The sequence below is a fragment of the Litorilinea aerophila genome (assembly GCF_006569185.2).
Lineage (GTDB): Bacteria > Chloroflexota > Anaerolineae > Caldilineales > Caldilineaceae > Litorilinea > Litorilinea aerophila.
Window position 1 is genome coordinate 1 of record NZ_VIGC02000027.1, and the last position, 16,098, is coordinate 16,098.

General features: G+C 64.8%; 11 protein-coding genes. 6 read left to right on the forward strand and 5 right to left on the reverse strand.

Annotated features, from left to right (window positions below):
• Positions 1 to 156: 156 nt before the first annotated feature.
• Positions 157 to 2,061: a phospholipase D-like domain-containing protein gene (locus tag FKZ61_RS18050; protein ID WP_170199949.1), complete on the reverse strand. Its 1,905-nt coding sequence runs from the start codon at positions 2,059 to 2,061 to the stop codon at positions 157 to 159.
• 589 nt (positions 2,062 to 2,650) lie between these two features.
• On the opposite strand from FKZ61_RS18050, the gene FKZ61_RS18055 reads away from it, so the two are divergent.
• Both FKZ61_RS18055 and FKZ61_RS18060 read left to right on the forward strand, forming a co-directional pair.
• Positions 2,651 to 3,382 carry a hypothetical protein gene (locus tag FKZ61_RS18055; RefSeq protein WP_141611542.1) on the forward strand — a complete coding sequence of 244 codons (732 nt, stop codon included), beginning with the start codon at positions 2,651 to 2,653 and terminating at the stop codon, positions 3,380 to 3,382.
• Between the two features lie 64 nt (positions 3,383 to 3,446).
• The gene (locus tag FKZ61_RS18060) at positions 3,447 to 6,329 is read left to right on the forward strand and encodes a S8 family peptidase (RefSeq protein WP_170199951.1); all 2,883 of its coding nucleotides are present in this window, start codon (positions 3,447 to 3,449) and stop codon (positions 6,327 to 6,329) included.
• Positions 6,330 to 6,374: 45 nt separating this feature from the next.
• On the opposite strand, the gene FKZ61_RS24340 is transcribed toward FKZ61_RS18060, so the two are convergent.
• A complete protein-coding gene (locus tag FKZ61_RS24340) occupies positions 6,375 to 7,079 on the reverse strand; it encodes a zinc ribbon domain-containing protein (RefSeq protein ID WP_141611544.1) in 705 nt (234 codons plus the stop codon).
• 393 nt (positions 7,080 to 7,472) lie between these two features.
• On the opposite strand from FKZ61_RS24340, the gene FKZ61_RS18070 reads away from it, so the two are divergent.
• The 3 genes from FKZ61_RS18070 (at position 7,473) to hpf (ending at position 9,438) form a co-directional block, all read left to right on the forward strand.
• Positions 7,473 to 7,682, forward strand: a complete 210-nt coding sequence (locus FKZ61_RS18070) for a hypothetical protein (protein WP_141611545.1) — start codon at positions 7,473 to 7,475, stop codon at positions 7,680 to 7,682.
• 43 nt (positions 7,683 to 7,725) lie between these two features.
• Positions 7,726 to 8,505, forward strand: coding sequence for a ComF family protein (locus FKZ61_RS24080; RefSeq protein ID WP_141611546.1), 780 nt, complete (start codon positions 7,726 to 7,728; stop codon positions 8,503 to 8,505).
• Between the two features lie 357 nt (positions 8,506 to 8,862).
• Positions 8,863 to 9,438 (forward strand): ribosome hibernation-promoting factor, HPF/YfiA family, encoded by a 576-nt coding sequence (hpf, locus tag FKZ61_RS18080; RefSeq protein WP_170199953.1) that lies wholly within the window; start codon positions 8,863 to 8,865, stop codon positions 9,436 to 9,438.
• A 153-nt stretch (positions 9,439 to 9,591) separates the two neighbouring features.
• Here hpf and FKZ61_RS18085 read toward each other — a convergent pair whose 3' ends face one another.
• From FKZ61_RS18085 to FKZ61_RS18095, 3 genes are all read right to left on the reverse strand, one after another.
• Entirely contained in the window at positions 9,592 to 10,215 is a 624-nt protein-coding gene (locus tag FKZ61_RS18085) for a cysteine hydrolase family protein (RefSeq protein WP_141611548.1), read from the reverse strand.
• Between the two features lie 172 nt (positions 10,216 to 10,387).
• On the reverse strand, positions 10,388 to 11,641 hold the full coding sequence (locus FKZ61_RS18090; RefSeq protein ID WP_141611549.1) for an amidohydrolase/deacetylase family metallohydrolase: 1,254 nt from the start codon (positions 11,639 to 11,641) through the stop codon (positions 10,388 to 10,390).
• Positions 11,642 to 11,647: 6 nt separating this feature from the next.
• Positions 11,648 to 14,452 carry a hypothetical protein gene (locus tag FKZ61_RS18095; RefSeq protein WP_141611550.1) on the reverse strand — a complete coding sequence of 935 codons (2,805 nt, stop codon included), beginning with the start codon at positions 14,450 to 14,452 and terminating at the stop codon, positions 11,648 to 11,650.
• A gap of 451 nt (positions 14,453 to 14,903) precedes the next feature.
• Between FKZ61_RS18095 and FKZ61_RS18100 the strand changes: the two genes are divergently transcribed.
• A complete protein-coding gene (locus FKZ61_RS18100) occupies positions 14,904 to 16,064 on the forward strand; it encodes a response regulator (RefSeq protein WP_141611551.1) in 1,161 nt (386 codons plus the stop codon).
• Positions 16,065 to 16,098 lie beyond the last annotated feature (34 nt).

Here is a 16,098-nt window from a genome sequence, read left to right on the forward strand (position 1 = left end):
GTTCTTTCGAAACATGGCGTTGACCAGGTTGGCTAGGGAGGAAGTACACGTCTTCCCCTATTCTACCTATTTCGCACTTTTTCGCGAGTTGCTACATGCTGCGAAACCCTTTTTGCAGGAGAGTCATCTTTGGATCGAAAAAGCGCAAAGCGGATCTCAGGATCCAGGGGACCAGGGAGGGCTGTGCGCCCAATCCCAGGCAAATACCTGGGCCAGGTACCCATGGAGTTCGGGCAGGTCGCTCAGCACCATCACCTCCCGGTTGACCTTGTGGCTGACTTCGCTGCCGTTCAGGCTGCCAATGGCCGACCAGCGGTTACCGCCCACGTCCAGGAGCACCAGCTTGGCGTGGATGCCGCCGCCTGTGGGGTTCCCCAGGCGTACCTCCAGATCCAGCCCCTCCGCCTGGGCCAGCTCGGTCAGGTAGCGGGCGGTAGCATGGTTGCTGCGCAGGTCTTCCGCCTCGTCAAAGTAGCTGTCCAGCAGGATGCGCACCCGGGCGCCCCGCCGGGCCGCGTCCACCACAAGTTGTAGCCGGGGGTTCGGATCCGCGATGGGGTTGCTCTGGCTGCTGCCCCAGTGCTTGTGTTCGTACAATTGCTCCAGCAGGATGGTATCCCCGGGGCCGGCTTCCTGCAGCAGGCCGAAGAGTCCATCGTCCGGCCGCATGGCATTCTCCGGGGCGCTGACCACCATGAAGATGGCCGTGCCCATGAAGATCTGGGGAGCGCTGAATGGTGCCGCGGCAACCGGGTACTCGGGCGGTGGGGGCAGGACGAAGTCCGCCGGTGGGGCTCCATAGCGGGGATGGTCGGCCTGAAAGGGGGTGAGATCCAGAAATCGCTCCGGCGCCCAGTCCCAGTCGAAAATGCCCTGCAGGGCCTGCACTACAGGCGCGGCGTCCGTCAGCAGGTAGAAGCCTCGCCGGCCACCCGCCGGGCCAGCCCCGGCCTCGGCGGACGGGAGGGGCATGGCGTCCAGGCTCCAATTTTCAGTGCCCACCAGGGCCAGGCGGCCGTCGATGAGGCCATATTTGGCGTGGAGATAGCGATAACGGGTTGCATAACCCCTGGGCGCGCTGTCATCGGGCGCCAGGTAGCGGACATGGACGCCCGCGGCGGCCAGCTCTGCCACGCACCACCGTTGCAGGTCGGTGATCCCGCCTGGGGGTGTGCCATCCAACAACAGGCGGACCTGCACCCCCCGCCGGGCCGCATCGGCCAGGATTCGGGTCAGCTCCGGGTGTTCCAGGGTGTAGAGGCTCAGGTCCACGGAGGTGGCCGCCTGGGCCAGGGCATCGGCCAGGGGCTGGTAGAGCCCTTCCGGCCCCACGGCGACGGTTACGGTGGCTGTCGCCCGCCCCTGGGAAGGCCGGAGGAAACCGTCCAGATCCCAGCCCATCCAGCCGGGGAAGCGTACCCGCCGCCCCCAGAAGGGATCCCGCAGATCTCCGGCCCAATCCCCGGCCTGGTCTGTATCCACAGGCAGGCCACTCTGGGGGTGGAGTTTGCGCTGCCAGATCTGCCCGGCCGCGGCCAGGCTGCCCCGGGTGTAGAGCTGGGCGGCCGGGCCATTCCACCCCGGGGTGGGCGTCTGGATGTCGCCGTAAACCAGGGTGTCCACCAGCTGGCCCCGGTCGTCCACGAGTTGGATGAAGCCCCCCTGGTTGGCCAGGGTCAGGCTTCCGGCCAGCTTCAACACGGCGGGGTCGTCCTCCCCTTCGTCGTCCCACTGGCAAGCCGGATCTTCGCCGAAGGTGTGCCGGAAGGTGGCTGCCTGGGCGGTGCACCAGATGCGCTGGCCGGGAGCCAGGGTAAGGGTCGTGGTGATGGGGAAGGTGGCGCGGCGGCTTCGGGTGACCAGCTGCCAGCCGGCCAGGGGTTGGGCGCCGCTTCCCACGTTCCAGAGGAGTATGGCCTCATCCGGCTCGCCTGAAATGCGGCTGTCGATGTGGGCAGCCGCGAGCACGACCCGGGAAGGAGGCGGACCACTGACGTAGGGCAGAAAGGCACGGATGGGGTAAGTGGCAGGCGATGCGGGGGCAGGCTGTTGGGCCAACACGCCTGGGGAAAAGATCGTCAGGGCGCAGAGGACTACTACAATCTGGCGTAAATACCGCGGCAGAAATTCGGCGGTACTCCCTCTGCTGGAAACCATCGGCGAATTTCGGCCGGGATTTACCACCACGAGCCAGCCTGCCCAATGGCAGGGGCAGCTCCAGGCAAGCAGGCGGCGACGGCGAGGCGGGCGCAGGGGGATAAGCATCCGATCCTCCGAGACATGATGGAATGGTCACTTTCTGATGATGGCCCATTATAGCGCAAGGCACGCCTTTTGTCCTTCTGCAAAAACGCATAACGCATAACACGGTAGACTTTCAATCGTGGGGAATCTCTTCCAGCCTCATCGGAAGCAAGGCCGCAGGTAGCCCCGTCAAACGCCCCGGTGGGCGCCATTCGCCGCGGCGCTTCGCCGGTTTCTCCTCAGGTTCCCGGAGGCGCCCGGCGGGAACCGCGCGGACACTCCGATTGCCATAATTTGTGTGCAATGCGCTACTTGTTGACATTCAGATTGCTGTTTGCGTCTGCTTTTCCTGCGTTTATAATTGGAGAAAGGGTCGGTATCGCAGTTGAATGGAGGTTTGGCAGGCATGCAAGATACTGCGGGCATCTACGAATTCGTCGGTATCGGCGAAATGGCCGAAACGTTGACCCACATGCTGTCGCTGAATTTGAAACAGGGGATGCAGAGCGGTGGCCGGCAGCGGGCCGACCTGGGGCGAGTGGAGCAGCTGGTCCTCCAGCAGGCCCGGGACTATTTGAGCAAGGTCCGGGAAGGATTCATGCTCAGCGTGCGGGCCACCCAGGTGACCCATCCCCGAGAGCTGCGTTACCTGCTGGAGCGGGTGCTGACCGATTGGTCCCAGCTCAGCCAGGAGTTGGGCCTCGACACAGGGGCGGCCGGGGAGGAATCTGCATCTTCCCAGGCGGGTGCTGGCCTGGGCATGCCCACCGCCGACCACGTACTCCACGTGGAGCGGGTGCGCTATCAGCTGCTGGCCTTTGGCATGGCTGCTGTGGCCATGGGGTATCTGCCCCGCCTGCCTGCCCAGCAGATCACCTTCCCCCACAGCTACAGCGACCCGCCCACCTACGCCGACATCCCGGTGCCTTCCACGCCCGGCGAAATGCTGTGGCGCATTGAAGAGCTGGAGCAGATGCTGTGGCGCCTGATGTCAGCCGACATGCAGGAGCTGGTCCAGCGCCAGTATGGTCCGCTGCGGCGCACCTACGGCTTTTTCGAAGCCAGCGCCTGGCTTTCCCAGCAGGAAGCGGAGCGGTTTGGCATCAAGCCGCAACGGCGCCATGTGGCGCTCCTCTGAACCCGGGCCGATCCACCCTTCCATCCCTGGCCGCCCATCCCAAAGTCAACAGAAAGGACCTTTCTTGAAGCGGTTACCCTGGGCCGTGGTCCTGATGGCCGTGCTGGCGTTTGCCCTCTGGCACGGACTGTCGCCCCGGGCGGTCTCTGCGGCCCGGGTTCCCCACTTTGTTCACGTCATGGTCGAGCTGGCGGAGCCGCCCGCCGCGGCCCTGTACGCCGGGCTAACGGCCGCAGGCCCCCAGGACACGGCCTCCCTGGCGACGGCCACCCGGACCCACCTGGCCAGCCTGGAGGCCGCCCAGATCCGGCTGCTGGAGCAACTGGCTGGGCTGGATGCCCAGGTGCTTTACCGCATCCAGCGGGTCTATAACGGCGTGGCCCTGCGGGTGGACGCCGCCCAGCTGGATGCGTTGGCGGCTCTTCCGGGTGTAAAAGCCGTGCACCCACTGGTGCCCAAAACACCCCTGGGCAGCATCGACTACATCGGTGCCCCGCAGCTCTGGCAGGGGGTAGACGGCCAACCCCTCACCGGCCGCGGCATTCGCATCGCCGTGATCGACACGGGCATCGACTATCTGCATCCCCATTTCGGTGGGCCAGGCACGGGCTATGGCAGCAACGACCCCACGGCCATCGGCGATGTGGCCGGCTTCCCCGGGGCAAAGGTGGTGGGCGGCTATGACTTTGCCGGCGATACCTACAACGCCGATCCTGAGTCGGCCGCCTACCAGCCCATCCCCGAACCTGACCCCGATCCCATGGACTGTTATGGACGCGGCCACGGTACCCACGTGGCCGGCATCGCCGCCGGCTACGGGGTGACCCGGGACGGCCACACCTACACAGGTCCCTATCCGCCCGCTTTCGCCAACAGCGACTTCTGGATCCCGCCGGGCGTGGCGCCGGAGGCCCAGCTCTACGCCCTGAAGGTGTTCGGCTGCGGCGGCAGCAGCGACGTGGTGGATCTGGCCATTGAATGGGCCGTGGATCCCGACGGAGACGGGGATTTCTCAGACCGGGTGGACGTGATCAACCTGTCGCTGGGGGCGACTTACGGCGCCACCTACGACAGCACCACGGTGGCCGCAGAAAATGCCGCGCAGCTGGGCGTGATCGTGGTGGCCGCGGCCGGCAACAGCGGCGATACCTTCTACACGGTGGCTTCGCCCAGTGTGGCCGACCATGTCCTCAGCGTGGCCGCCATCGGCGTGGACGCTTTCGATGCCCCGGCGCCCACGGCTGCCCTGGCCTCCTTCTCGGCCCGGGGGCCCCGCCGGGGGGATTCCGCCCTCAAGCCGGACCTGGCCGCGCCGGGTAGCCAGATTTTCTCTGCCGGCATCGGCACCATCGGCTACAGCAGCTCCGGGACGTCCATGGCGACGCCCCATGTGAGCGGCGCCATGGCCCTGTTGCGCCAGCGATATCCGGCCCAGGGAAATGGGGGCTTGAACCGCTGGACGGTGGAGGAGCTGAAGGCCTTGGTGATGAACACCGCCGCCGTCCCGGTCTTTCAGGGCTTTGAGCCTGGCTCCCACCAGGCCGCACCATCCCGCCTGGGCGCCGGTCGCCTGGACCTGCAACAGGCAGTCCGGAGCCAGGTGGTGGCCTACAACGGCGACAACCCGGGCCAGGTGAGTGTTTCCTTCGGCGCGCCCGAGGTGCTGGTCTCCTACACGGCGCGCAAGAACATTCGTCTAGTCAACCATAGCGCCGTTACGGCCACGTTTACCGTCAGCTATACGGCTGCGCTGGATATGCCTGGGGTGAGCTTCGAACTGCCCCTGGGCCGTGAGGTGGTGGTGCCCCCTGCCGGCGTGGCCGTGGTGCCGGTGGGCCTGGAAGCCGAGGCGGCCCAGATGAAGCATACCCGGGATCCGGCGGTGGATCTGGCCCAGACCTTTCCCCGGGCCTGGCTGAGCGAGGAGGCCGGCCAGGTGCTTTTCCTGCCCGCGCAGGACGGCCCCATCCTGCGGGTGCCGGTCTATGCGGCGCCCCGACCCGTGGCCCAGATGGGCACCCTGGAGGGGAACCTGAGCTTCACGGCGACCCAGCCAGTCACGGACGGACTCCATCTTTCCGGCGTGGCGTTGAATGGCTCCCAGCCGCCCACCGATGTTCGCTCCCAGGTCAGCGTGCTGGCCCTGCAATGGTCCAGCCCCAATGAGCCCCCAGCCCATGAGGAGATCCCGGACAGCCCTCCCTATGACCATGCCGATCTGAAATATGTGGGTGTGGCCAGCAATCTGGCCATGTTATCTGGCCCCTTCGGGCAAGAAGGGCTGCCGGCCCTCGAGGAGCCCACCCTGTACTTTGGCATCGCCACCCACGGGGACTGGTCTTCACCCAATGAAGTCCAGTTTCAAGTGTATCTGGACACAGATGGGGACGGGGCCAGCGACTATCGCCTCTTCAACACCAACTGGGCGACCTATCAGAGCGATTGGGCGGTGAGCGACGTCTTCCTGACCGTGTTGGAGGATCTGGAGACGGGCCAGCGTCGGAGCGAGGTCTTCTTGAACGGGGTCTCTGCCCTGGGGGTGGACACGGCGCCCTACAACACCAACGTCATGGTGCTGCCTGTCCGCATCGGCGATCTGGCGCTGCCGGCACAAAATCCGCGGCTTCGCTATTTTGTGGAAAGTTACAGCCTGGATATTTCCGGGGCGGTGGCGTTGGGGCGCTTTGTGGAGCGGACGCCCACCCTGAGCTTCGACCCGAGCCGGCCTGGTCTCAGCCCGTTGGGCGGCCACCTGGGGACCATCCTCTATGACGATGTGAACGGCCATGTGATTCCCGTGCTCTTCAGCCCCGTGGATGCCGGTGCCGGTCGGCTCGAGGGGATCCTGCTTTTGCACCACCACAACCGCCAGGGCATCCGCGCCCAGGTGGTAACCCTGGACTGGCTCCGCCAGCTCTATTTCCCTGTGATTCAGAGCGCGCCCTGACGGTGAAACGGGGCGGTGGGTTGGAAAGGGCCTGACCGGCTCGCCTCAGCCGGCGAAAAGCATGCGCCCACAACTGGGGCAGTAGACCAGGCCGTGGTTGGCGGCATGGATGGCGCTGATGACGCCGGTGGGTACCTGGACGTGACAGGCGCCGCAGATGTCATTTTCCAGCGCGGCGATGGCGATGCCACCTTTGCGTTTGCGCAGATGCTCGTAGCGTTCCAGCAGCTCCTGATCCAGGGCGGCCGAGAGTTGGGAGCGCTTTTGCTTCAGCAGGACGTAGTGTTGCTTGAGCTTCAGGCCTTCCCGTTTCAGGGCGACCTGTTGTTCCTGCCATTCTGCTTCCAGTTGGGTCAGGGTGGCCCGTTCTTCCGCCAGCTTCTGGTCCAGCTCATCGGCCTTCATGAGGGCTTCCATGGCGCTGTCGTCCACCGCGGCCCGGTGCCGGCGTAGGGCTTCCAGGCTGGCCTGGAGGGCGGTCAGTTCTTTGGTGTTGTGGACTGTGCCGCTCATGAGCTTTTCTTCCGTCTCCTGGATGCGGCCGGCCAGGCTGCGGGATTCCAGCTCTGCGTTTTTCTGTCGGTTACGCCACTCCTGAAGCTCCGTTTCCACCGCCGTCACCTGATCCCGGGCTTTCTGCACCTTGTCAGATTCACCCAACAGCTTTTGGATGTGTAACAACCTGCGCCGAACTTTATCCCACGTGAGATCGACCTTCTGGAGTTCGTAGAGCCGGGCCGTATCGTCCACAGGTTACCTCCCCCTATCGCTCAAGATCTCCCTCCGTACCTTGTCCCCATGCCCGGGGACCCAGGACAGGGGTCCCCATCTCTGGCCCGGTGCGGGAATCGCCGGGCCATGGGCCATCCATCGGTGAGATCGCCAACAAAAATTATATCACCGGCCTGAAGATGGCTCAAACCGGCTCCCATGGGATGGGGCGGCTGCTCCCCTGGGGCACCGATGGGGTACCGATGGACTTGCCAATCCAGGAGTTCATGGGGAAAATGGGGGGACATCTGTCGGTGCCCAGTACAGTCCGGCGTAAGGACTCCAGTAGAAATTCAGCGGCACGACCTCGGGTGGAACCCCCCGGCGAATTTCTGCCGGGATTGACGAGCCTGAAAAGGGAGGAGATCTTTCATGTCCCGCCTGCCGTCCAACCGCAGTGGACAGAGCTTTATCGAATTTGCGCTGATCATCATCCTGTTTGCCATTGTGCTGCTTTCCATCTTGCTCATCCTGGGCGATGACCTGCGCACCTTCATCAACGACCTGTTGCAGACCTGGTTCCCAGGCCTGACGTTGCCCGGCAGCCCGTTGCGGATGCTCCTGGCAGGCCGGTGGCTCTGAAGCTCCTTTCGGAAGCCCTATTCTCGATTACGGAGGATCCCCCATGTATCGGCTATCTCCCGGGCCGATCCCCTGGTGGCAGCGCGTTGTGGATCGATGCGTGGACCTCTTCTTCCCGCCGGCCTGCGCCGGCTGCGGCCAGGTGGGCTACCCTTTTTGCCCCCGGTGCGCCCAGCGGGTGGAGCCGGTTCCAAGGCCCTGCTGCACCATTTGTGGACGCCCTCAGCCTGAACCTACCGATGCCTGTCCGGCCTGCGCGGCCGCGCTGGTGCACCCCGTGACCCGGATCCGGGCGGCTGCGCTCTACACTTCGCCCTTGCGGGAGGCCATCCATGCCTTCAAGTATGGCGGCCGCCCGGAGCTGGCCCAATCCCTGGGGCGCTACCTGGTGGTGGCCTTTGGGGAAGCCGATTGGGATACGCCGGTGGACCTGGTGGTGCCGGTCCCCCTGCATCGGGATCGGCTGGCCGAACGGGGCTACAACCAGTCTCAACTGTTGGCCCAGGCCCTCTGCCGATGGCTGCACCTGCCCCTGGGTACCGATGCACTGACCCGGGTACGTCAAACCCGACAACAGGTGGGGCTGGATGCTGCGGCCCGCCAGGAAAATGTGTTGGAGGCCTTTGTCGCCTCGTCCGCCGCCGTGCAAGGACGCACCCTCCTGCTGGTGGACGACGTTTATACCACCGGCGCAACGCTGAAGGCCTGTGCCGCCGCCGCCCTGGAGGCCGGAGCTACCCGGGTCTACGGCCTGACTCTGGCCATGGCCGGCCATGGCCAGACAGGATCGGTTTCGGGATATACCCTCCCACCGGATGGGTGATGGCTGGCGGGGTAGGTAGGTCAAAAGGCGGTTGACAATCTCCCCCCATCCGGCATACAATGGGTTCATGAGCGCCAGGGCGTTTCACCCCTCTGCCGTGAGGCAGCCACTCGATTTCACCCGGGCAGGGGACGCCATCTCCCACCGCCCCCCAGGCACGGCGCTGGGCACCCTCTACAGGCACGTCAGGCAGGTCCAACCAGGCAGATCCAACAAAGTCGCTTCAACAGAATCGCTTCAACAAAGCCGTGTGATCGGGAGCCGAAACCAATCTCCCGACAGAGTCGTTTACTCTTTACCCCGATGCGGCAGACAAGCATCGATGCGAGAAAATCGCCGGAAGAAAGGAGTCTGACCATGCAACTCATCGTTCATGGCCGCAACATCGAGATCACTGACTGGATTCGCCAATACATTGAGAAGAAAGTCGGCAAGCTGGAGCGCTACCTGCCCCAGGTTCAGGACATCAACGCCGAGCTGACCTACAACGCCACTCGGGCCGCCTCGGATCGCTACACGGCTCAGTTGACCATGTGGGTCAACGGCCAGATCCTGCGAGCTGAGGAGTCCACGGGCGATATCTTTGCCTCCATCGATGCCGCGGTAGACAAGATGTACCGCCAGATTCGCCGCCTGAAGGGGCGCCGGTACAAGAGCAAGCGCCGGGCTGCGGCCGCGGCCAGCGCCGAGGCCGAAATGGCCGCCACCCTGGTGGAGGAAATAGCCGGGGAGGAGGAGGAAGAAGAAGTCCGCCACATCGTCCGGCGCAAGCAGTTTACCCTCCAGCCCATGGATGAAGAGGAAGCCATCGAACAGATGGAGTTGCTGGGCCACGACTTCTTTGTGTTCTTCAACCCGGATACCGACAGCGTCAACATCCTCTATCGGCGCAAGGATGGCCACTACGGCCTGCTGCAGCCGTTGCTGGCCTGACCCGGCCAGGTGAGGATAGAGGTGAGGATAGAGGCGAGGATCGGCCTGCTATCTTCCGATAACAACTGACGGACACAAAGCGCCCTCCTGGATGACCACCCAGGAGGGCGCTTCTTTTGCCAGCGGAAGCGGGCTGGCTAATCCCGGCAGAAATTATGTGAAGCGGATGTTCTGAACGCTACGCACCACCTCGCCCACGTAGAGCCAGGAGATCTGGCGCAGGGTCAGGGCCTGGTCGAATTCGGTCAGGGCGGAAATCCCATCGGCTGGGGTGACCACGTGGAACCAGCGCAGGCCGGCCGACGCCGCCGTGTGCAACACACAGATGCTGGAGACGGTCCCCACGATGACCAGATGCTCCACCTGCCAGACCCGGCTCAGGTAATGGTCCAGCCAGGTGTCGTAGAACCCGTCATAGCGGCTCTTGCGGCAGACCAGATCGCCTTCCTGGGGCTGGAGTTCGTCGATGATCTGCCAGCCCCAGCTCTCCGCCCGGCAGTGTTCGGGCCAGATCTGCCACTCTTTGTCGCCCGGGTAGTGGGTATCCTGGGTGTAGGCGATGTGCGCGCCGGCAGCCCGGGCCCGCCCCAACAACTCCTGGATCTGGGCCACCGTCGCTTCCGCGGCGGGGACCACCAGGGTGCCCCCCGGTTTGACGAAGTCGTTTTGCATGTCCACCACAATCACGGCCGTGCGGGCCGCCGGCAGCACCACTTCCTCTTTGAACTGGATCTCGGGCACTTCCACCGTCTTCCCGGGAACGAACTGCGCTGTCATGGGTTATTCCTCCTTGTTCGAGAACGGTTTCCCACTGGCTTGCAGGAGACGCCGGCGTCATGGGTAAACCGGCGAGGCCGGTTACAGGATCACGGGTGCAGCAAACTGATTCCAGGCAATTGGGGATGCCCACCTGGTTAATGTCTGAGTGACACTAAGCCCCTGCGCTCCATTATGGCTGATTTTGACCCATTTGTCCAGGGCCATTCCGGGTTTGCCATCGATCTGGCGTGTGGCCGTGCATCTGTAGGGCCCGCTGGCCCTCGCCCGGCTCAATCCAGGGGGCGGACGGCGGATCGGGCAGCCGGGGCAACTCCCGGCCAGCGATCAGGGTGAGGGTGTTACGCAGCCAGCGACGACCGGAACGCGGTGTCATGTGGACATCATAGAAGGTGAAGTCGCCCTTCTCCAGGGTAAACAGGGCCACATCGGCCATGGCGCCGGGCTTGAGGGTGCCGATCTCATGCTGAAGGCCCAGCACCTCGGCAGGCCGGGCCGTGGCGGCCCGGATCACCTCGGGCAGGGACATGCCCAGCAGGAGAAACTTGCTCATGCACGTGGGCAGGTCGAAGAGGGGGCCAAGGATGCTGGACTGGTGGATGTCCGACGAGATGACGTCCGGTCGATGGCCTGCAGCCAGCAGTTGTTCCGCCACTTCGAAGGAGAAGGAGCCGGCACCGTGTCCCACATCCATGATGATGCCGTTGTCCCAGGCTCGTCGGGCTGCCTCCAGGAGCTTCCCCTTCTCGTCCACGATGCGCATGGTGCCGCCGGTGAAGCAGTGGGTCAGGATGTCGCCGGGGCGCAGCAGGGAGAGGACGTCGGTGATGGCGGGCGGGCCCTGGCCGATGTGTACCATCAGCGGAACCTGACAGCGGTCTGCCGCCACCCGCGCCCGGCGCAGCGGCTCGATGCCCTGGGGGCCCGTGGTGTTGGCATCGATGCGGGCCTTGATGCCCAGCACCAGGTCCCGGTTCAGGTCGAGCATGTTGCAGCACAGGTCCACGTCACAGTAGGCCAGATTGGACAGCTCCCACGTGGGCGCGGTGAGGCCGATGGAGGAAATGTTGAGCAGGGCGTAGATGCGAGCCGTGGCGGGCTTGGCGATGAACTCCCGCAGCCCCATCAGGTTGTAGCCGCCGGCCGAACCTACGTCCAACCAGGTGGTCACCCCCGTTCGGGCGGCCACCGGATCCGCCTGGATCCCCCAGTAGGTAACGTGGTGGTAGACATGGGTGTGGAGGTCCACCAGGCCGGGCGTGACGATCTGGCCGGTGGCGTCGATGACCCGGGCCGCCGCTGTGGTCGGGATCTCCCGGTCCACCGCGGCAATCCGGCCACGATGAATGGCCACATCGAAGAGGCCATGGCGGTCGCTGGCCGGGTCGATCAGCTCCCCGCCTTTGATCAATAGATCGAAAAACATGGCACATTACTCCCGGATGAGCTTGACCACGATGTAAGGCGTCTCCTGCTCCAGGTCGGGGTAGATCTTGCCGTTGCCGTGGTTGTCCATCACTTCGATGAAGTACATGAAGTCCCAGCGGGGATCCAGGTGCGCCGCCGGCACTGTGGCCAGATACCAGTTGGTTTTCTCGATGGGCTGCATGGGCAGGGTCTGGAAATCCTGGTATTGATTGACGCTGCGGTAGCGCAGGTGCACCCATTTGACGCCCGACGGATCGTCGACTTCCGCGGTGATGCGTAGAGGGCGATGGGCCGGCGCCGCGGTGATGGGCAGGTGATCCACCGTGGGCGGCGCCGTGTCCTCGGTGACCATGACCGGCAAGAAACCAGGGCCGTTGGTCGGGTAGATGGCCGAACGGCCGCTTTCATCCTGGGCGGTGATGGTGTAGCTGAGCCCCGGGCGGACCGCCTGGGCCGGGATGACGGCCTGGTAGGTAAAGGGGCCGGTCTGTTCCATGGGCAGGTAGTGGTAGGCCTGGGGATCGGGGCCGTAGCCCAAGTGGACCTGCACCAGGGGCACGGGGCCGGCGATGGTGGCCCGTACCACCAGGTTGGTGTCCGGCGGATGTTTGCGGCGGGGCGCGTGGGCGATGTGGAGCTCCTGCTCCAGGGACGGCGGCTGGAAGGTCTCCCGCTCTGCCTGCAACGCCTGCAGGCCGGCTTCCAGGGCTTCCAGCTCGTCCCGCCAGTGGCCGGACAGCCCCGCGCTCCGGCGCCCCATCATCAGGTCATGGTGGTAGACGTCGCCGGCTGCTTCCACCAGCTTCCGCCACTCGGTCACGGCCAGGGCCTCGTGGCGGATGGCGTCGTCCAGGGCGTGGACATCCTGGGTGTGTTGAAAGATGGCGTAGCTGTAGCCTGCCCGGGCCCGGCTGGCGTGATAGCGGGCCAGCTGGGCCAGGATCTTCAGATCCGTGATGGTGGCCACGAACTCAGGTGCCTGGGGATCGGCCGCCCAGCGGCAGGCCTGATCCACCGCAGCCAGGACCGCCGCCGCCGTCTGTTCAAACCAGAGGCTGGAGGCAATGGGATGGATCTTGGCCGATTCCCCCCCCTCCACCAGCAGCCGGGCTGCCTCGTCCATGCTCAGGAACTGCTGGGTGTCGCTGGGCAGGGCCGCGGCGTACTCGGGCAGATCGCCCATGCGCTGCTTTTCTACCCAGCCCCGGGTGGTGGGGAAGAGCCGGTACGGGTAGTTGTAGGCGACGATGCGGGGCAGGATGCGGCTGGCCAGGTGAAGCCCCCGCATGACGTAGGGTGCGGCCTCTGGGCCGAAGCGCCGTTCAAATTCGTGCTCCCACACTTCGGCCGGCGTGTCCGGGTTGTAGCCCAACCGGCCGAAGGTCTGGAAGAAGTGCCAATAGCGCTCAAACTCCCAGGTGTAGTGGCGGTAGCGGGGCGTGAGTAGCTCGAAGGGCGCGGCGTCGTGGTCCTGGCCCAACATCTTGGTGGCCAGGGGCTCGTTGACCTCGAAGCCGTCCCCGTCGTACAGGTGGGTGCTGGCGGCAAAGCGCCGCACATAGTCCGGGTCCCCCCAGAGGAGGATGCGGTTGGTGCCGCCGTTCCAGAGGCGCCAGTGGACCTTGTAGCGTTGGGGATAGCGCAGCAGGTCCGCGTAGCTGTGGCGCCGGTCCATCTGATTCTGGGGGTGGATGTGGGTGGGGTGGAAGGGGAGGCCCATCTGCTCCATCCAATATTTGGTGCAGACCCGGATGGGAAGTCCCTTGTCCAGCCCCATCTCGATGATGGCATCGGGCACGCCCTTGATGCGCGCGTCGAAGCGGATTCCATGGCCGTGGCGGGCCATGATCTCGTAGATGCCAGCCCAGAAATCCCGAGCTTCCTCATCCTGGAGGCCCGATTCCCAATGCATGCGAAACTGGATGGCGTCCAGATCGGGCACCAGTTGGAGCAGCCGGGCCAGGCCGGCCTGGTTGTAGGCCATCAGGTTGTCGCTGGTCACGCCGGAGACACGCCAGCGCAGGGGGCCGTCCGCTTCTGTCTCCAGGCCCACCTGGACGCCGCCCCGGTAGATGTGGTCCCAGATGCCCAGGGTGACGTTCAGCCCCCGTTCATGGCACATCTGGACCAGGCGGCGCAGGGCTTCCAGATTGCGCTGTTGATGCTCGGCGGTGAGCCCCACCACGTGCACCTCCGGGAATTCGTCCAGGTTAAAAAAATAGGGGTAGGGGGGGGCAAAATAGCCGGAGCACTCGTAGCCGAAGATGAGGACGAAGCTGTTGAACCGGTTCTGGGCCAGGAGGTCCAGATAGCGGCGCCAGTAGGCTTCGTCGTGGAAGAGGCCGTCGAAGTAGGCGTGGTGCATGGTGTATTTGGAGATGGCTCGCTCTGAAACGGCCGGCTGTTCCTGGAGGTCGCGGACGGCTCGGAAGGGATCTTCCCCGGGCGTGACCCAGCCGATGCGGTCGGCCACATCTAGCAAACCGTACATCAGCCCTCGTTCGTCGCTGCCAGCCACCAGCACGCCCGGGCGGTGGCGCCAGCGGATGTGGCGGATGCAGAGGGCCTCGGGCACCTCTGGCACCGTGGCGCCGCTGGCCTCCAGCAGACGGGCCACCGTGGGGGAAGTGGTCAGGCCCGCTGCCAGGAAGGGCGTTTCGTCCTCCTGGCGGAGCTGCGATTCTTCCTGCCAGCCGTAGCCCTGACGGAGGAGTGCCTGTTGCAGGGCCTCCAGACCATGGCGGACGGGCGGACCCGGTGGGCTGTCTGTGATCAGGGTCACTGGGGGCAGAGGTTCCGTGGCATTCATGGGCACTCCTGACTTGGTAGATACTCCTGTGGGGACAACAGGGCATGGGATGTGGAAGGCTTCCCAGGGGCCGGCGCATGGATGCAAGTGTTCAGAACATTATACAATCATTTCCCCGGTCGGCTCTAAATCCAAAGGCTCATCGACCACAAATGTAGGCTACCCACCCCCGGTTTCGCAGGGGGCCAAACAGGTTCGCACCCATTTGGGAGAGGAGTCAATCCAAACAGCTCCATCATCTTTCCACATCTTGTCTCTTGTCGAAAGCGGGACGCTGTAGTACCATGGCCCACGACAGAACAGCGTTGAAAACCCCTGATACCGGCCACGTATCACGCACCCCGCGACAGATTGACGCCGGGCTGTACCGGCGAAGATATGACAGCAGCCAACCGGTTGGAGATGGAGGTCCCCGAGGGGCAGAAAACGAGGGGCAAGGAAGCGAGGCGCTATGTGTGCGAAAATTCTCATCGTCGATGATCAGGCGGTGATGCTCAAACTGCTTAGCATACCGCTCCAGGCGGAAGGGCACACCGTTGTGACGGCCACCACAGGTGCAGACGCGCTGGCGAAGGTTCGGGCTGAACGGCCGGACCTGGTCATCCTGGACATCATGCTGCCGGACATGAGCGGGATTGAGGTCTGCCAGCAGATCCGGGAGCAGCTTCACCTGCTGGATCTGCCCATCATGATGCTGAGCGGCCGCACCGAGGTCCAGGACAAGATCCGGGGCCTGGAAGCCGGGGCCGACGAGTACATCACCAAGCCTGTCGACCCAGAGGAGATGGTGGTGCGGGTTCGTACCCTGCTGGGCCGGCTGCAGCGGCTCCGCAGCACCGCGGCCGCCCCTTCCCACCGGGGACGGGTAATCAGCGTCATCGGGGTGAAAGGGGGCGTGGGCACCACCACCGTGGCGATCAATCTCGGGCTGGCCCTGGCCATGCGCAATCAACCGACCATCGCCGTGGAGCTCCGCCCCTACTTCGGCACCTTTGCCACCCAACTGGGCCTCCCCCCGTCGGTGAATCTGGGGGAACTGCTGGAACTAACGCCCCGGCTGATCAACGAAGAACGGCTGCGCCCCTACCTGCTGAGCACCGGCCATCCCCATCTGCGGGCGATCCTGGGCCCCCAGCGCCTGCAGGATTACCGGGACATTGAGGCAGAGCAGGTGGAATCCCTGCTGGCTAGCCTGGTCAACCTGGCCTCCAATGTGGTCCTGGATCTCCCCCATTTGCCCTCGGTGGCCAGCCGGGCCGCCGTCCGCCTCAGCCAGACGATCCTCATGGTGGTGGAGCTGGAGCCGGGCAGCCTGGCAGCGGCCAGGGCCCTGCAGGAGCTGTTCCGTATCTGGGGCGTAGGACAGTCCCTGGTCAAGCTGGTGGCGGTCAACCGCTCCCAGGGGGCTCACAGCCTTTCCCTGGGGGAGATGAGCCAGGAGCTTGGCTATGATGCCTTGGGCGTGGTGACCGCCGCACCGGATCTGGCCCTTCAGGCCCTGGCCGCCGGCCGTCCCCTCCTGGAGCTGGCGCCAGATGCCCTGGTCACCCACACCTTTTTCGAGATGGCCGATCGCCTGACGGCGCGGCCGGCTTCCCGGCCGATCGCCTGACGGCGCGGCCGGCTTCCCGGCCGATCGCCTGACG

Excerpts from the sequence above, each read along its gene's own strand:
- FKZ61_RS18055 (WP_141611542.1), top strand. The coding sequence starts at position 2,651 with ATGCAAGATACTGCGGGCATCTACGAATTCGTCGGTATCGGCGAAATG.
- FKZ61_RS18070 (WP_141611545.1), top strand. The coding sequence starts at position 7,473 with ATGTCCCGCCTGCCGTCCAACCGCAGTGGACAGAGCTTTATCGAATTT.
- FKZ61_RS24080 (WP_141611546.1), top strand. The coding sequence starts at position 7,726 with ATGTATCGGCTATCTCCCGGGCCGATCCCCTGGTGGCAGCGCGTTGTG.
- hpf (WP_170199953.1), top strand. The coding sequence starts at position 8,863 with ATGCAACTCATCGTTCATGGCCGCAACATCGAGATCACTGACTGGATT.
- FKZ61_RS18085 (WP_141611548.1), bottom strand. The coding sequence starts at position 10,215 with ATGACAGCGCAGTTCGTTCCCGGGAAGACGGTGGAAGTGCCCGAGATC.
- FKZ61_RS18090 (WP_141611549.1), bottom strand. The coding sequence starts at position 11,641 with ATGTTTTTCGATCTATTGATCAAAGGCGGGGAGCTGATCGACCCGGCC.
- FKZ61_RS18095 (WP_141611550.1), bottom strand. The coding sequence starts at position 14,452 with ATGAATGCCACGGAACCTCTGCCCCCAGTGACCCTGATCACAGACAGC.
- FKZ61_RS18100 (WP_141611551.1), top strand. The coding sequence starts at position 14,904 with ATGTGTGCGAAAATTCTCATCGTCGATGATCAGGCGGTGATGCTCAAA.